This is a genomic window from uncultured Sphingomonas sp. (assembly GCF_913774285.1).
In the GTDB taxonomy this organism is placed as follows: domain Bacteria; phylum Pseudomonadota; class Alphaproteobacteria; order Sphingomonadales; family Sphingomonadaceae; genus Sphingomonas.
Genome location: NZ_CAJYHX010000037.1, coordinates 42,466 through 59,209 on the forward strand (window position 1 = coordinate 42,466; position 16,744 = coordinate 59,209).

Genomic DNA, 16,744 nt, shown 5'->3' on the forward strand with positions numbered 1-16,744 from the left:
TGCCCATGACCGACTGGACCGATATCGGTACCCTTGCCGACCTGCCGCTGCGGGGCAGCCGTACGCTGACGCTGGGCGGGGAGCCCATCGCGGTGTTCCGCACCCATGACGACCGGGTCTTCGCGCTGATCGACCGCTGCCCGCACAAGGGCGGCCCGCTCAGCGCGGGGATCGTGCATGGCCATGCGGTGGCGTGCCCGCTCCACAACATGCGCATTTCGCTCGCGACCGGGGCTGCCCTGGGAGAGGATGCCGGCTGCACGCCGGTGGTGCCGGTGCGGGTGGAGGGCGAGCGCATCCTGCTCGCCATGCCGGTGCGGGCGGCGGCGTGAGCGACGCCGTCCGCACTACCTGCGCCTATTGCGGCGTCGGCTGCGGCATCCGCGCGACCGTTACCGGCGACCGCGCCGTTCGCATCGAGGGCGATTCCGAACACCCCGCCAACCAGGGCCGGCTCTGCTCCAAGGGCACGCATCTCGGCGAGACGGTCGGGCTGCAGGGCCGGCTGCTCCATCCGATGATTGGCGATCGCCGCGCCAGCTGGGACAAGGCGCTCGATCTCGTCGCCCGCCGCTTCCGCGAGGCGATCGCCGAACACGGCCCGGACAGCGTCGCCTTCTACGTCTCCGGCCAGCTGCTGACAGAGGATTATTACGTCGCCAACAAGCTGATGAAGGGGTTCATCGGATCGGCGAACATCGACACCAATTCGCGACTGTGCATGTCCAGCGCGGTAGCGGGACACATGCGCGCGTTCGGCGAGGACGTTGTCGCGGGCAGCTATGCGGATCTCGACGCTGCCGATCTGATCGTGCTGGTGGGATCGAACACCGCCTGGTGCCATCCGGTGGTCTACCAGCGAATCATGGCCGCGCGCGCCGAACGCGGCACGAAGCTGGTCGTCATCGATCCGCGCCGCACCGAAACCGCGGAGGAGGCGGACCTGCATCTGGCGCTGCGCCCCGGCAGCGACGTGGCGCTGTTCAACGGCCTGCTCGCGCATTGCCGGGCGGAGGGCCTCGCCGGTGCCGCGAACCTCGACGTGCCCGAAGGCTTCTGGGAAGCGCTGGGGCAGGGGCACGACCTCTGGTCCACCGCCCAGACCTGCGACCTCGCGCCCGCAGACCTCCAGCGCTTCTACCAGCTCTTCGCCGCCCACCCGCGCGCCGTCACGCTGTTCAGCCAAGGCATCAACCAGTCGATCCGCGGCACCGATCAGGTCAACGCGATCCTCAACCTCCACCTCGCCACCGGCCGGATCGGCACGCCCGGTGCCGCTCCCTTCTCGATCACCGGCCAGCCCAACGCGATGGGCGGGCGGGAAGTGGGCGGGCTTGCCTCGACGCTGGCGGCGCATCGCGGCTTCGGCGCCGACGATATTGCCGATGTCGGCCGCTTTTGGGCCGCCGCGCGGATGGCGACCAAGCCGGGCCTCAAGGCCGTCGACCTGTTCCGTGCGGTGGGCGAGGGGCGGATCAAGGCGCTGTGGATCATGGCGACCAACCCGGCCGTTTCGATGCCCGATGCCGGCCGGGTGCGCGAAGCGCTCGCCGCCTGCCCCTTCGTCGTCGTGTCGGACGTGATCGCCGAAACCGACACCAGCGTCCATGCCCATGTCCGCCTGCCCGCCGCCGCCTGGGGCGAGAAGGACGGTACCGTCACCAATTCCGAGCGGGTGATCAGCCGCCAGCGTGCCTTCCTGGCCCTGCCGGGCGAGGCGAAGCCGGACTGGTGGATCGTCAGCCAGGTGGCGCGGCGGATGGGGTTCCGCACCGCCTTCGCCTATGATCGCCCGGCCGAAATCTGGCGCGAACATGCCCGGCTGACCGCCTATCGCAACCGGGGCGCGCGCATGCTCGACCTGCGGACCAAGGCGGCGATCGGCAACGAAGCCTATGACGCGATGGTGCCCTTCTCGTGGAATCCGCAGCCCTTCGCCGACGGGCGATTCTCGACTGATAGCGGCCGCGCCCGGCTGGTCGCGGTTGCACAGCGGCCGCTCGACGCGCCGCTGCGCGACTGGCCGATGACGCTCAACACTGGCCGCTACCGCGACCAGTGGCACACGATGACGCGCACCGGCCTGTCGCCCAAGCTCGCGCGCCACCGTGCGGAACCGTTGGTGGAGATCCACCCGCAGGATGCCGCCGCGCTGAACCTTGCGGACGGCGCGCTCGCACGGGTGACGACTCCGCAGGGCGAAAGCCTGTTCCGCGTCGCGCACGCGCCCGGCCAGCGCCGCGGCGAGCTGTTCACGCCGATCCACTGGACCGACCAGGAGGCGCGTGGGGGGCGCACGGGATTGCTCGCCCGGGATCTCGTCGACCCGCATTCGGGACAGCCTGGCTTCAAGCTTTCGCCCGCGCGCGTCGCGCCGGTGGCGGTGGACTGGCGCGGCTTCTTGATCGTGCAGGGCGAGGCACCGGCGCCGGACTGCCTGTGGGCGACGCGCGTGACGGTGCCCGGGGGCGTGCTCTACGAACTGGCCGGCACCGGCGATCCCGCAGCGCTCGATCGGGCGCTGCCTCGCGGGGAGCGTATGGAGGCGAGCGATCCTGCGCGCGGCACCCTCCGTGTGGGCGTCCTGCGGGACGGCCGCCTTGCTGCAGTGCTGTTCGTCACCCGCCACGGAGAATTGCCGAGCCGGGACTGGCTGATCGGCCAGCTTAGGCAGCCGCAGGGCCCGCAGGTGCTCGCCGGTCGGGCGCCTGGGCGCAGCAGCGATCGCGGGCCGGTCGTCTGCGCCTGCTTCGATGTCGGGTTGCACAGCATCACCGCCGCGATCCGCGACCAGCAATTGCAGGACGTTGCCGCGATCGGCGCGGCATTGGGGGCAGGCACCAATTGCGGATCGTGCCGCCCGGCGCTTGCCCGCATTCTCAACGACATGCCAAAGGAGGCCGCGCATGGCTGACGAATTCCCCGCAGGCAGCGTCTGGCTGGTCGGTGCCGGGCCGGGCGACCCCGACCTGCTCACCCGCAAGGCCGAGCGGCTGCTGCGTACCGCGACGATCGTCTTCTACGATGCGCTGGTGGGCGAGGGCGTCCTGGCGCTGGTCCCCGCATCGGTGCGGCTGGTACCGGTGGGCAAGCGCGCGGGCCGGCATTCCAAGGAGCAGGGGACGATCAACGACCTGCTTGTCTCCGCAGCGCTGGCAGGCGAGCGGGTGGTGCGGCTCAAGGGCGGCGACCCCTCGATCTTCGGCCGATCGATGGAGGAATGTTCGGCGCTCGTCCAGGCGGGCGTGCAGGTGCGGATCTGCCCTGGCATCACCGCCGCCAGCGCGGCCGCGGCCTCCGCGGGCGTGTCGCTCTCGCTGCGCGGCCTGGCACGCCGGGTACAGTTCGCTACCGCGCACAAGCGCGGTGATGCGCCTTTGGATCTGGATTGGGCCGCCCTGGCGGACCCGCATTGCACCACCGTGTTCTACATGGGCCGCAGCGCGGCGACAGAAATCGGCCGAAACCTTCAGGCGGCGGGGCTATCAGGCGCCACACCGGTCCTGCTAGCTTGCGATGTCAGTCTGGACAGCGAGCGGTTGCTGCATACCCGTCTTGATCTTCTTCACATCGCGGTAGCGGGCTTTCCCAATGACCAGCCGACCCTCATCCTGATTGGCGACGCGATTGCAGTTGCGAGCAGCGCGGCGATGGCAAGTTATGCCATGGACGCGGCCCGAGCTGCGACAACCTGATCGACGTCCGCTGTCGGGCAAGACTGCCGTTTGGGCCTGCCCGTTGGAATGACGGCTTCGTGTCAGAAACGTCAACCAGCCTTCCGACAGCAGTCGACCAACATACGCCGTTCAAGCGATGGAGCCGGAACGCCCGCTTTAGCTAAAAGCGGCCGATCGCACCGTGCTTCTCAACGGCAGCCATGTCGCACCGTCTTGTCGGTTTGAGTCTCGCGATTGGTTCCTGGAGCGCAACAAGCGCTCGGGCGCACCTACGCCGCGGAAAACCTCCTAGCCTGGGTTAAAGCCGCTACGGATCGCCGGAACCGGTGCCGCTGCCAATCCTTTGCCCAGGATCATTCCTTGGTTCGGAGAGGCGCATGCCGAATACGGCAATCCTCGAGGCGACACCGGCAAGCCCGTACCTGCTCACCCTGCGGGATGCGCTGCGCGCGGCCGATGCGCCTGTGGCGAGCTTTGACATCGGCGATCTTGCGGTGGAGATCGTCGCAACCGGCGATTCCATCTTCGCCATAATCCGCCGCGACGGCAGGGGCGGGCTGGCAGTCCGGGCGGCGTTCCTCCCGGCGCCCTTCGAGGTCGCGATGGCGCGCACGGCGCCGGACGAGGCGGTGCGGCTGCGTGTGACCAGCCGGTTGGGCGAGCATGTCCTGTCCTTCGTCGCCGCGCAGGACGCGCTGGAGCAGGTCCGGATCGTCACTCGTTTCACTCCGGTGGTGGCGATGGTGCTGCCGTTCGTGCCCCGCGATCTCTATCCGCTGGGTGGTCGCGACGACCCCCTGCGCGCGGAAGGCACCGTCGAGGCGTCGCAGCGCGGGATCAACACCGGGCTGCTCTATTTCCGCATCGACGAACCGGCCTTCGGCAACGTCCTCTACGTCCAGAACCTGACCGCCTCGAACGTCTATTTCCGCGCCACCGGCACCAAGCCGCGCGAGGCGGTCGGCGGTGCCTGGCCCGAGCTCGGCTACAAGCTGCCGGTGCCGCCGGAGAATGCCGACCCTGCCGAGGTGGCGCTGGCGGCCGGCGAGACGGTCACGCTGTCGGATGCGATCCTTGTCTTCCGCCACGAAGCGCCGCCGCACGAGCGTGAATCCGCCCGGCAATTCCTCCAGATGCTGGGCACCGCCTATCGCATGCTCGAGCTGCCGCCGGTGGCGTATCGCGACTGGGTCGCGCGGGCCGAACGGTCGCTGCGTGACCTGGCGGAGGCGCCGGAAGCCACCATCCGACACTATGGCCATCGCTATGTCCATCCGTACACGGCGGCCGAATATCCGGACATCATGGTGCAGATGTCGGTGGTGTCGGCGCTGCACGACTGGGGCAGCTGGCGTGGCGAGCCGGACCCGCTGGAAGCAGAACTGAAAGCCGGGCTGCGGAAATTCTACGACCCCGAGCTTAAGACCCTGCGGCGTTACCTTCCCAATGTCGGCAAGGACAAGGATGCCGATGCGGTCGACAGCTGGTATCTCTACCACCCGCTGGTGAACCTGGGCTTCCTCGCGCTCGACGGCGATGCGGAGGCACGCGAGTTGTTCCTTGGCTCGCTCGACTATGGCATCCGCGCCGCCCGGCATTTCGGCTATCGCTGGCCCATCCAGTACAATGTCACCGATTTCAGCGTGATCACCGCCGAGGCACCCGCGGACGGTCGCGGCCAGACCGATGTCGGCGGCATCTATGCCTGGGTGATGCTGCAGGCGTTCGAGCTGACCGACGACAAACGCTATCTCGACGAGGTGCGGGCGGCGATCGACGCGGCGATGGGGTTGCGGTTCGACATCAACTACCAGGCCAACCTCACCGCCTGGGGCGCGGCCGCCTGCATGCGGCTGTGGCGGGTCACCAACCGCGACGTGTATCTGCAGCAGAGCTACGTCTATCTCGCCAGCTTCCTGCACAATGCGGTGATCTGGGACAGCCAGATCGGCCATGCGGCGGCGTACGAGACGTTCCTGGCGGTCACCTGCCTGCAGGACGCGCCCTATATGGCGATGTACGAGTGCTTCGACAGCTATGTCGCGTTCGGCCATTATCTCGACGACGGCGGGCCGGAGCTCGATCCCGAAGCCCGGATGCTGATCGGCGAATATTGCAAATACGTGCTCTCGCGCGCCTGGTACTACTACCCCGATGCCTTGCCGGAGGAGGCGGTCGCCGAGGAACAGCGCGACGCGAACGGGCATGTCGATCGCAACCTCTCCTTCCCGCTGGAGGACCTCTATCCCGACGGGCAGCAGGCGGGCCAAGTGGGGCAGGAGGTGTACGGTGCGGGTGCTGCCTTCATCTTCGCCTCGCGCGCCTTCCACCGCATCGACGGCGCGCCGTTCCTGCTGTTCTGCGACTCGCTCGTCCGCGCCGTCGAGCGCACCGGCGACCAGGCGCTGACGATCCAGCTCGACGCGGGCGAAACCGCCACCGCCAATGTGCGGCTGGTGCGGCTGAAGCGGCGCAGGCTGCCCAAGAGCAACCTCACCACCGCGGGCGGCGACGCGATCCGCCCGAGCGGCACTTCCGACGATCGCATCGACTATGTCGTGCCGGCGAACGGCCGGCTGATCCTCACCTGGGAATGATCATGGCACTTGAAACAACATCGCTTGCCGGCAAACGCATCGTCCTGACCGGCGGCACCACCGGCATTGGCAGGGCGACCCTAAAGCTGCTGTCGGAGGCGGGGGCGCGCGTCCTCACCTTCGGGCGGCACCAGGAAGCGCTGGACGAGGCGATCGCGCTTACCGCGGCGCACGAGAAGGCCATCGGGATCGTCGCCGATGCGGCGACGAAGGAGGGCGTCGACAGCGTCTTCGCGGCCGCCGATGCGGAACTGGGCAGCGTCGACATGCTGGTAACCTGCGCGGCACTCGGCGCGCAGCCGATCCACGAGATGGACGATGCCGACTGGCGCTACGTCATCCACACGAACCTGATCGGCACGCTTGCCTCCGCCAGGGCCGCCGTCAAGCGCATGGAAAAGCAGGGCGGCGGCCATCTGCTGTTCGTCGGCTCGATCAGCACCGAGATCAAGGCCGAGGGCGAAAGCGTCTATGCCGCGACCAAGGCCGGCATCCACGCCTTTGCCGAGACGTTGCGCAAGGAGGTGGCGGCGAAGAACATCAAGGTCAGCGTGATCCAGCCCGGATCGGTCGACACCGACATGCAGGAGTGCAGCGACGCCGAGAAGGCGGAGGCAGTCGCGCAGGCCGAGATGCTCCACGCCGAGGAAATCGCCGAGGCGATCCGCTTCGTCCTCACCCGCGGGGCGGCGAGCGACGTGGTCAACCTGCGGATCGAGCCGCTGGTCCAGAAGACGAGCTGAACCCTTAGGATCGCCCCGCGCGCCGCTGCCGCGCCCGCAGGCGGGCATCGCGCAGGAGCGCGGCGGGGACGTCGGTCGCAGACCGCAGCCCCGCCACGCTGGAGATGTTGCGGATCGTGCGGCGCGTCTCGTTGAGCAGCTGCCCGACCATCTCCCGCCGTTCGATCTCGCCATGCTCCTCGACCAGCGACAGGCGGTGGATCGCATAGATGCCGATCAGCCCGGCGATCAGGAAGTAGAAGTCCCAGCGCGTCAGCACGAAGGGCAGGGCGACGACGCCGTTGGGGCTGCTCCAGCGCGCCAGCAGCTCGAACTGGCGCGCCGCGAAGAAGTCGGCGAGCAGGCCGCCTAGGATCGGCGCGAGGCCGGCGGCGGCGGCGGTCACCATTGCGTTGGTCGCGACATAGGCGGTAGCAGCGCCCTTGGGCGAGAGCTTGAGCGCGATGTTGGTGTTGGCCAGCGTCACCCCGGCGATCGTCGCGCCCATCAGCAGGTGCAGCCCGACCAGCCAAAGCTTCACCACCTCGCGGTCGGCGAACTGCGAGGCGCCGGCCATCGCCACGATCGCGAGGATGTAGGCGGGCGCACACACCGCCAGCACCGACTTGTTGGCGAAGCGGTCGCTCAGCGTGCCCCAGAGGCGTAGCGCGAGGATGTTGGCGATCTGGCTCGCCACGCTCAGCACCATCACGAAGCTGATGTTGAAGTGGAGCTGGCGGACGATGAAAACGGTGAAGAAAGGCGTCGCGAAATTGACCGCGAACTGCCAGCTGGCGACGAACACCAGCAGCCGGCGGAAATTGCCGTCGCGCAAGGGGCGGCGGAGCAGCGCGATCAGGTCGACCGGCCCCGGCGCGGGCGGCATCAGCGGCTCGGGCATGCCGGCAACGACGCGGGCGCTGATCAGACCGGTGATGCAGCCGGCCGCGAACATGCCGGCGAAGACGAGATCGCGTTGAAAGGAACCCGGCAGCGTCCGGTCCAGCGCCAGCGCCGCCGCGAGCCCCAGCAGCAGGCTGATCGCGGTTAGCCACACTGTCCGCCTGGCGAAGACGGTGCCGAGCCGTTCCTCAGGCGCGAGGTCGCGCATCCAGGCGTTCCACGCGCACGAGCCGATCGCGCCCAACCCGCACAGTATCAGCTGCGCGGCGAGGAAGGCGAGCAGCGGCAGGGTCCCGCTGAAGAAGGCGAGCACCGCCATGATCGCCAGCATCAGCCGCCCGATCAGGCTGGTGAACACCGCGATCCGCTTCCGCGCGCGCAGCCGCTCGACCAGCCCGATCGCCGGGAGCTGGAGCAGCTGTGCTAGGAAGGGCGCGCTCGCCAGAATGCCGACCATCGCATTGGAGGCGCCGAGGTGCAGCGCGAAGGCGGTGAGGATCACGCCGGTGGTCAGCGCCGCGGTGCCGCCCGAGAAGATCGCCTCGGTGACGAGCAGGCGCAGCCCGCGCTCGCGCTCTTCGGACGACACTTCGCGTTGCGGCTGCAGGCTGATCATGGCGCGGAAACGTGCGGCGCATGGCGAGGTGCCCCGGTGCGACCGGTGCGCGCAACATAAGTTACAGAAAAAGTTAGGCTAATTTGGAATGGGGGAGGGGCGATGTTCTCGGTTCGGAGGTTGAGGGATCACGCTTTGCAGCCAGATGTCGAGGAGCATGATGCGGATCCACCATCTCAATTGCGGTACCGATTGCCCGTTGGGCGGCGCGCTGTTTGACGGTCGCTCGATCGCGCCGCTGGGCCGGCTGGTCTGCCACTGCCTGCTGATCGAGACCGACGCGCACGGCCTGGTGCTGGTGGATACCGGCTATGGCCTGCGCGACGTCACCCAGCCGCACGGGCCCGGCGCACCGCGCATCACCCGGGCCTGGCGGACGATGCTCAACATCCGCTTGCACGAGGCGGAGACCGCCGTTCGCCAGATCGAGGCGCTCGGCTTTCGGGCGGACGACGTGCGCCACATCGTCGTCACCCATCTCGATTTCGATCACGCCGGCGGGCTGGAGGATTTCCCCAACGCCGTCGTCCATGTGATGCAGCGCGAGTATGACGACGCCACCGGCCCGCATGCGGGCGTCGTCGCGCGCAACCGCTGGCGGCTGCCCCAGCTGGACGGCGTCCAGCAATGGCGCGGCTATGGCGCGCGGGGCGAGCGCTGGTTCGGCTTCGATGCGGTGCGCGACCTGGAGGGATTGCCGCCCGAGATCCTGCTCGTGCCGCTGCCCGGTCACACCTGGGGCCATGCCGGCGTGGCCGTCCGCCGCGACGATGGCCGCTGGCTGCTTCATGCGGGCGACGCCTATTTCTACCGCGGCGAGATGCGCGACGCGCGGCGGCGCTGCACGCCGGGGCTCCGCGCCTATCAGCGACTGATGGAAGTCGATGCCGACAGCCGGATGGCGAACCAGGCGCGACTGCGGCGCCTCTCTATGGAGCGGCGCGACGAGGTCTCGATCGCCTGCGCGCACGACGCCGTCGAGTTAGAGCGTTGTCAGGCGGGGCAGCCGCTTTGACGGCGAGGGACGATCTCCGCATCGTGCTGGTACTGGCCGGCGGCAACGCGCTGGGCGCCTACCAGGCGGGCGTCTGCCAGGCGCTGCACGAGGGCGGCATCGCCCCAGACTGGATCGTCGGCACTTCCGCCGGGGCGATCAACGGCGCGATCCTCGCCGGCAACGCGCCAGACGCCGCGCTGACGAAACTCGCAGCGTTCTGGCGGTCGGATGGCTTCGACTGGTGGCAGGCCTGGCCAGAGACGTGGCGTAGGACCATAGCCACGGGCGCAACGTTGCTCGGCGGCCGGCCCGGTGTGTTCGGACCCTTGGGCACCGCACTGCTCGCCGCGCCCACGCCGGCGCTGTACGATACCGGCCCGCTCGCTGCGACCTTGGAGTCCTGCATCGACTTCGCGCGGCTGAACGACGGCGCACCGCGCTTCACGGCGGTCGCGGTCGACCTGGAAAGCGGTGCGGAAACGGCCTTCGACACCTGCGATCGCCCGATCGGTGTGGAGCATGTCCGGGCCAGCGCGGCGATGCCGCCGGCCTTGCCGGCGGTAGCCGTCGACGGTCGGCTCTATGTGGATGGCGGCCTTTCCGCCAAATTGCCGCTAGATGCCGTGCTGTCGACGCCCTCGGAACGCCCAACGCTCTGCATCGCCGTCGACCTGCTGCCGATGCGCAGCGGCCGTCCGGACACGCTGGGGGACATGGCGGCGCGCGCGCAGGACCTCACCTTCGCGAGTCAGACGCGCCGCACGATCGCACGCTGGCAGGCGCAATATACGACCGACCCTGCCTATCGCGGCTGCTCGGTGACGCTGGCGCAACTGCTCTATGCCGATCAGCAGCAAGAAGTAGCGGGAAAGGCGATGGATTTCTCGCCCGCCTCGGTTCGCCAGCGCTGGGAACACGGCCTTCGTGATGGCATCGACCTTGCCCGCCGCATCGCCGGCGGCACGCTCCCGATCGGCGGTGGGGGCCTCCATCTCCTGCCCGGATTCGCCAAGAGCGCACCATGAGCGCGGATCCGAAATTGTCGTGTTGCCCGTCGGCTCCCTGAACTTCGTTGGACGAAGGAGGAGGCTATGCGGATTGTTGGGTCGGACAACTGCAACGGCATCTTGGCTGTTGAGATCCCACCCGAGCTTTCGCCCGACGAAGGCGATCACCGTGTTTTTACCTATCTGCGCACTCATAAAGCTGCCACGTAACGCCGGTACCGCCGATGCTTGCACGGGAGGGAAGAATGTTACGTTCAGAGTTGGTTAGCTGCCTGCTACAGGAGAACACATCCCTTTCGGTTCCAGAGGTGGAGCACATCGTCTCTACCTTCTTTGATGAAATCGTCAGCCAACTGCGCAAAGGGGGCCGCGTCGAACTGCGAGGGTTTGGAATCTTTTCTGCGCGGAGCCGAGATGCACGACTCGGGAGAAATCCGCGAACAGGGGAGGCTGTCGAGGTTGCATCCACCATTGTCCCATACTTCAAGCCGGCCAAGGACATCCGGCACCGCCTGAACCATCAATAGCCTTGGTAGGGCTTCGCTGTTGGTTGCGCGATGCACTTCCAGGCACTGGCGCAGCAGCAGCTCAAGCGCGACGTGGCGATCTCCGGCACCAACTTCTTCGCGGTGGCGGAGATGGTCGCGGTCACCGATTATCGCGCGACGCTGCCATCGCTGATCTGTCGCAGGCGGGCGCATTATCCGCGGCTGAAGGTACTCGAGGCGCCGGTCGGCCTGGGAACCTTCCCGTTCGAGATGGCCCGGCACGTCCGCTACCGCCAGGACCCGGCGCACCGCTGAGTGCGCAACCTCATCAGCGAAGTCGCGGCAGGGTCGTAGGCGCCTTCCCTGCTTGTGCGCGAGGTCGTCACCAGAGAGGCCGCAATCGCCCCTAGCAGCAGACGCTATCCAGAAGCGCTGGAGTCCCTGCAGCTCGACGTGGCAGATCGATCAGGCCTTCGGCGCTTCCGCCGGGAGCAGCTGGGCCAGCGAGACGGGCGCGAAGCCGTGGACGTCCACGCCCACGTCGAACTGGCGCGGCATGGGTTTCAGCTTGCCATGGCTGTGACCGTGCAGATTGATGGCGCGGCGGTGCTGCCCGTTCCAGCTTCGAAACGGATAGTGGCAAAGCACGATCGCATGGCCTTCCGCCTCTATCTCCGCATAGTCCTGCACGCTCGACCATCCCTCCGCCGCGCACGTCGCCGACGGGTCATTGTTGCCGCGGAGCAGATGCTTGATGCCGTTCAACCGGGCGAGCAGCCCTGGCACATCGCCCGGCCGCCGCGCGACATCGCCCAGGTGCCACACCGTGTCAGCCGGGCCGATGACGGCATTCCAGCGGGTCACCAGCGTCGCGTCCATCTCGGCGACCGAGGCAAAAGGACGGCGATGAATGTTGATCGTGCGATGGTCGCCGAAATGGGTGTCCGAGGTGAAGAATACCGCCATCAGCGTAACGCCGTCGCCCGGCCGCTGCATGCCGGCTCCACCGGGTGCGACGACGCAAGTGCTATTGGCACCAGAGCGCACCGCGGACCAGGTGCGGCTTGGGGCAGGGGCCCGCTGGCAGCGGCAGCGGCGATCCGGGCCGCCAGAGCCCCAGCCGCCGATAGAGTTCCGGGCGTTCGGAATCGATCACCGCAAGCCTGTTTCCGTCACCATAGCGCGTGGCGCTGCGATAGCGCAGGACCTCGGCATAATGTTGGTCGGCGCCGATCCGGTTCACCGTCACCCAGAAACCGAACGGCGCATTGTCGGTCGGCTCGGCCGAGATGATGGCGCCTCGCAACGGGCCCGCGGCGATGTACCGCACCTCCTGATTGTTGTTGCGATTGGTACGCCGTTCATAGGCGACAAAGAACGCGTCCTTCGCACGATCATAGGCAAGCGCCACCGTGCCGATGCGCTGGTCCCCGTTCATGGCCTTGAGACTGCCCACCTGGAGCAGCAGCAAAGGTGTGCCGGCGGCGGGATACACGATCCGGGCGTCGTTCAGATAATGCGCCTCGGAGAAGCTGTCCGGCTCGCCCTGCACGGTCAGGACATCATCCAGTACCGGCGAACAGGTCCTGCCACGATTTTTGCTGATGCACAGGCGGATCTTGCCGGGGGCGGTTTCGCCGGGCTCGTCAAAGATCGGATCGGGGATGTCCGGAGCCTGGGGCGACAGGAACGTCCAGGGGGGGCGTGTGTTGAAGGCCTTTGCCAGATCGATGGTCCGCGCGACCGCCGGAGCTTCGGGTGCTGCGGCGGAGGCGGCAAGCCCGACCGTCGCGGCGAGCGCCATCGCCGCTGCGACCAGCAATTTTCTCGCACCCATCGGAAGTCTCCGTCCTGTATCGTCACGTCGTCGGAAGCGAAAAGCACCGACCCGCGCGCCGCATCCGTTGGGCACAGCTATACCAGCACGGGCAGCTATGGCGACCGCTGCCTGCGTGGAGGCGCGAGATCCTGGGCTGCAACGGAGCCTTCGCGACTTGGGAGTTGCCGGACTTCTATCCGCGACGAATTGGCTTTGAAGCGTTGGTGCGCTGCAGTCCCTTCAAGGTCGCGAGCGCAAAGGCAAGAGATGCGGGAAAGTGCAGATAGGCGGCATCTATCGCAACTGTGCCGCGCTTGCTAACAGCTGGGGATTCCACGTAATAACGCGAAGTTCGGGTTGGCTGCGGCGTTGCTTTGCGCCAGGCCCGCTCCCAGGAGAAGATATGATCGGAGCGAGGACCCAAGCCGTCATCGGGATTGACGGACTGGATGACGTGCTGAGCGGCGGCCTGGAACGCGGACGCGTATTCCTGCTCGAGGGCAGCCCCGGCACGGGCAAGACGACGATCGCGCTGCAGTTCCTGCGTGCGGGCGCGGCCGCGGACGAGCGCTGCCTGTACATCACCCTCTCGGAGACCGAGGAAGAGTTGCGCGCCACCGCCACCGCGCATGGCTGGGACCTGCAGGGGCTCGAGCTGTTCGAGCTGGTGCCGCCCGAGAACCTGCTCGACGAGGAGCAGCAGCAGAGCCTGCTCTACTCCTCGGATCTCGAACTGGGCGAGACCACCCGGCGAATTTTCGACGTGTTCGAGCGCGTCCGGCCCGATCGCGTGGTGCTGGACAGCCTCTCGGAAATCCGGCTGCTCGCGCAGAGCTCGCTCCGCTATCGTCGGCAGATCCTGGCGCTGAAGCATTATTTCGCACGGCAGAACGCCACCGTGCTGATGCTCGACGACCTGACCACCGATGCGAACGACAAGACCGTCCACTCGATCGCGCACGGCGTTGTTCGGCTGGAGGAACTCGCGCCCGAATATGGCGCGGAGCGCCGGCGGCTGCGGGTGATCAAATATCGCGGCCGGCGGTTTCGCGGCGGCTTCCACGACTTCGCGATCGAGACCGGCGGCGTACGGGTCTTTCCCCGGCTGGTATCGGCCGAACACAAAAGGCCGGTGGACCGTGCGGTGCTGGGCACGGGCATGGCCGAGTTCGACGCGCTGCTGGGCGGCGGCGTCGAGCGCGGCTCCAGCGTGCTGGTGCTGGGCCCGGCAGGCACCGGCAAGTCGATCATGACGCTTACCTTCGTGCGCAATGCCGTTGCGCGCGGCGAACGCGCGGCGATGTTCGTGTTCGACGAGGAACGCGGGCTGCTGATCGAGCGGGCCAAGGGGCTGGGCATCGACCTGCAGGCGATGATCGAGGCCGATGCGCTGGTGCTGGAACAGGTGGATGCCGCCGAGCTGACGCCGGGCGAGTTCTCCGAAAGAGTGCGTACCTGCATCGAGACGCACGGCGCCCGCACCGTCGTGCTGGACAGCCTCAACGGCTATCAGGCCGCGATGCCGGGGGAGAATGCGCTCGTGCTCCATGTGCACGAGCTGCTCCAGTATCTGAACCGCCGCGGCGCCACGACCTTCCTCACGGTGGCGCAGCACGGCCTGGTCGGCGACATGAAGTCGCCGGTGGACGTCACCTATCTGGCGGACACCGTCATCCTGCTGCGCTATTTCGAGGCACTGGGTCGGGTGCGGCGCGCCGTTTCCGTGGTGAAGAAGCGTACGGGTCCGCACGAGGACACGATCCGAGAATACCGCATCGGCGCGCGCGGGCTTACGCTGGGGCCACCGCTGGCCAATTTCCAGGGTGTGCTCCGCGGGGTGCCGGTCATGGTGGGCGAGGCGACCCTGCTCGACGATCCCGAAACGTGAAGCACAGCACGCTTTCGGAGCGGGCATTGGTGCTGGCGCCGCGCGGCCGCGACGCGGCGATCGCCGGGGCGATGCTGACCGAGGGCGGTATCGAGGCGACCGTCTGCCCGTCGCTGCTCGCACTGATCACCGAGCTTGATGCCGGCGCTGCCTTCGTGCTGGTGACCGAGGAGGCTATCACCAGCGCGGACCTCAACCCGCTCGCCGACTGGCTGTCGCACCAGGAGGAGTGGTCGGACATGCCGTTCGTGCTGCTCACCACCCGGGGCGGGGGGCTCGAGCGCAACCCGGCGGCGGTGCGCTATCTGGAGGTGCTCGGCAATGTCACCTTCCTGGAGCGGCCCTTCCACCCGACCACGCTGATCAGCCTCGCGCGCTCTGCGCTGCGGGCGCGCAAGCGACAATATGAGGCGCGGGCACGGCTCACCGAACTGCGCGAGGGCGAGGCCCGCTACCGCACGCTGTTCGACACGATGGACGAAGGCTTCGCCGTCATTGAGTTTCTCGACGGCCCCGAAGGCCCGCTGTCGGACTATGTCCATGTGCAGGCCAACCCCGCCTATGAACGACATACCGGCATCGCCAACGTCGTCGGCCAGAAGGTGCGCGAGATGGTGCCCGACGAGGCTGCTGGCTGGGTCGCGCTGTATCGCCAGGTGCTGGTCTCCGGGGAGCCGATCCGCTTCGAGCGCGAACTGGTCGCCACTCGGCGGCAACTCGAGCTTTCGGCCTTCCGCGTCGAGCCCTCCAGCCGGAAGGCGGTCGCGGTCATCTTCCAGGACGTGACCGAGCGGAAGCGTGCCGAGCAGGATTTGCGCGAGCTGAACGAGGGCCTCGAAGCGCGTGTCGCGGCGACGGTCGCCGAGCGCGAGACGGTGATCGCCCAGCTGCACGAGGCGCAGAAGCTGGAGACGATCGGCCAGCTGACCGGGGGCGTCGCCCACGACATCAACAATCTGCTGACCCCGATCACGGGTGCGCTAGACCTGCTCAATCGGCGCTACGGTGCCGACGATCCGCGATCGGCGCGCCTGCTGGATGGCGCGCTGCAATCGGCGGAGCGCGCCAAGATCCTGGTCAGCCGCCTACTCGGCTTTGCGCGCCGCCAGGCACTGGAAACGCGCGCGGTCGACATCACCCAGCTGTTCGAGGGGATGCGCGACCTCATCGCCAGCTCGATCGGCCCGACGATCGAGCTGCGGATGCTTTCCGTCCATGATCTGCCCGCCGGCATCGCGGATCCGAACCAGCTCGAGCTCGCCATCCTCAACCTGTGCGTCAACGCCCGCGACGCGATGGAGGGCGGCGGTGTGCTGACCATCGCCGCCGATCGCGTCGTGCTGGGGTCCGACCGGGCAAGCAAGCTCAACCCCGGCGCCTATATCCGCATATCGGTGATCGATACCGGAGCGGGGATGGACGAGGCGACGCTTGCCAAGGCGGTCGAGCCCTTCTTCTCGACCAAGGACGTCGGCAAGGGCACCGGTCTCGGCCTGTCGATGGTGCACGGGCTGGCGGCGCAGCTCGGCGGCGCGTTCGAGCTGGAGAGCAATGTCGGGCAAGGCACCCGGGCGGACCTGTATCTGCCCGTTGCCAAGGCGAGCGCCGCGCCTTTGTCGGCGCGGCTGCCGGTCGCCGGCAAGCCGGTGCGTCCGCTCAGGCTGCTGCTGATCGACGACGAAGAGCTGGTGCGCCGGGGCACGGCGGAGATGCTGCGCGAACTGGGCCACGAGGTCCATGAGGCGGCCGGCGGTGCGCAGGCGCTGGCCAAGCTGCGGACCGGCATTCAGATCGATGCCGTGGTGTCGGATTACATGATGCCGCGCATGAACGGAACCGAAGTCGCGGAGCGTATCCGCGAGCGCCACCCGCAGATGCCGATCCTCATCGTCACCGGCTATGCAGGCGGCGATCTGGACGTACCGCTCCCACAGCTCGCGAAGCCGTTCCGGCAAATCGACATTGCGCTGGCCATCGATCGACTGATCGACCCGCCTGATACCCGTCTTTAGTCGGTCTGTCGCTGCCAA

General features: G+C 67.8%; 14 protein-coding genes. 11 read left to right on the forward strand and 3 right to left on the reverse strand.

Annotation, left to right across the window (positions count from 1 at the left end; translation table 11 throughout):
- Positions 1-5 precede the first annotated feature (5 nt).
- The 5 genes from nirD (at position 6) to QZ670_RS19925 (ending at position 7,017) form a co-directional block, all read left to right on the forward strand.
- The gene (gene nirD / locus QZ670_RS19905; protein ID WP_294258996.1) at positions 6-332 is read left to right on the forward strand and encodes a nitrite reductase small subunit NirD; all 327 of its coding nucleotides are present in this window, start codon (positions 6-8) and stop codon (positions 330-332) included.
- Complete coding sequence (locus QZ670_RS19910; RefSeq protein WP_294258999.1) at positions 329-2,914, forward strand: nitrate reductase; 2,586 nt, start codon at positions 329-331, stop codon at positions 2,912-2,914. Before nirD ends, QZ670_RS19910 begins: the two co-directional genes overlap by 4 nt.
- Positions 2,907-3,695 carry a uroporphyrinogen-III C-methyltransferase gene (cobA, locus tag QZ670_RS19915; RefSeq protein WP_294259001.1) on the forward strand — a complete coding sequence of 263 codons (789 nt, stop codon included), beginning with the start codon at positions 2,907-2,909 and terminating at the stop codon, positions 3,693-3,695. The genes QZ670_RS19910 and cobA overlap by 8 nt, the downstream gene beginning before the upstream one ends.
- A 359-nt stretch (positions 3,696-4,054) precedes the next feature.
- Complete coding sequence (locus QZ670_RS19920) at positions 4,055-6,274, forward strand: hypothetical protein (protein WP_294259003.1); 2,220 nt, start codon at positions 4,055-4,057, stop codon at positions 6,272-6,274.
- Between the two features lie 2 nt (positions 6,275-6,276).
- Positions 6,277-7,017: an SDR family oxidoreductase gene (locus tag QZ670_RS19925; protein ID WP_294259005.1), complete on the forward strand. Its 741-nt coding sequence runs from the start codon at positions 6,277-6,279 to the stop codon at positions 7,015-7,017.
- Positions 7,018-7,021: 4 nt separating this feature from the next.
- Here the strand turns inward: QZ670_RS19925 and QZ670_RS19930 are convergent, their stop codons facing one another.
- Positions 7,022-8,515 (reverse strand): MFS transporter, encoded by a 1,494-nt coding sequence (locus QZ670_RS19930; RefSeq protein WP_294259008.1) that lies wholly within the window; start codon positions 8,513-8,515, stop codon positions 7,022-7,024.
- A 157-nt stretch (positions 8,516-8,672) separates the two neighbouring features.
- On the opposite strand from QZ670_RS19930, the gene QZ670_RS19935 reads away from it, so the two are divergent.
- The 4 genes from QZ670_RS19935 to QZ670_RS19950 all read left to right on the forward strand — a co-directional run bounded on the left by QZ670_RS19935 (position 8,673) and on the right by QZ670_RS19950 (position 11,322).
- Positions 8,673-9,530 (forward strand): MBL fold metallo-hydrolase, encoded by an 858-nt coding sequence (locus QZ670_RS19935; protein ID WP_294259014.1) that lies wholly within the window; start codon positions 8,673-8,675, stop codon positions 9,528-9,530.
- Positions 9,527-10,537: a patatin-like phospholipase family protein gene (locus tag QZ670_RS19940; protein ID WP_294259018.1), complete on the forward strand. Its 1,011-nt coding sequence runs from the start codon at positions 9,527-9,529 to the stop codon at positions 10,535-10,537. The genes QZ670_RS19935 and QZ670_RS19940 overlap by 4 nt, the downstream gene beginning before the upstream one ends.
- A 227-nt stretch (positions 10,538-10,764) precedes the next feature.
- A complete protein-coding gene (locus tag QZ670_RS19945) occupies positions 10,765-11,046 on the forward strand; it encodes an HU family DNA-binding protein (protein WP_294259020.1) in 282 nt (93 codons plus the stop codon).
- 30 nt (positions 11,047-11,076) lie between these two features.
- A complete protein-coding gene (locus QZ670_RS19950) occupies positions 11,077-11,322 on the forward strand; it encodes a hypothetical protein (protein ID WP_294259022.1) in 246 nt (81 codons plus the stop codon).
- Positions 11,323-11,472: 150 nt separating this feature from the next.
- Here the strand turns inward: QZ670_RS19950 and QZ670_RS19955 are convergent, their stop codons facing one another.
- Both QZ670_RS19955 and QZ670_RS19960 read right to left on the reverse strand, forming a co-directional pair.
- Positions 11,473-12,003 carry a metallophosphoesterase family protein gene (locus tag QZ670_RS19955; RefSeq protein ID WP_294259024.1) on the reverse strand — a complete coding sequence of 177 codons (531 nt, stop codon included), beginning with the start codon at positions 12,001-12,003 and terminating at the stop codon, positions 11,473-11,475.
- Positions 12,004-12,034: 31 nt separating this feature from the next.
- Positions 12,035-12,811 carry a hypothetical protein gene (locus QZ670_RS19960; RefSeq protein ID WP_294259029.1) on the reverse strand — a complete coding sequence of 259 codons (777 nt, stop codon included), beginning with the start codon at positions 12,809-12,811 and terminating at the stop codon, positions 12,035-12,037.
- 418 nt (positions 12,812-13,229) lie between these two features.
- Here QZ670_RS19960 and QZ670_RS19965 point away from each other — a divergent pair, with 418 nt between their 5' ends.
- Together QZ670_RS19965 and QZ670_RS19970 are read left to right on the forward strand one after the other, a co-directional pair.
- Positions 13,230-14,714, forward strand: a complete 1,485-nt coding sequence (locus QZ670_RS19965; RefSeq protein ID WP_294259030.1) for an ATPase domain-containing protein — start codon at positions 13,230-13,232, stop codon at positions 14,712-14,714.
- Entirely contained in the window at positions 14,711-16,726 is a 2,016-nt protein-coding gene (locus QZ670_RS19970) for a response regulator (protein ID WP_294259033.1), read from the forward strand. Before QZ670_RS19965 ends, QZ670_RS19970 begins: the two co-directional genes overlap by 4 nt.
- The last annotated feature ends 18 nt before the right edge of the window (positions 16,727-16,744 follow it).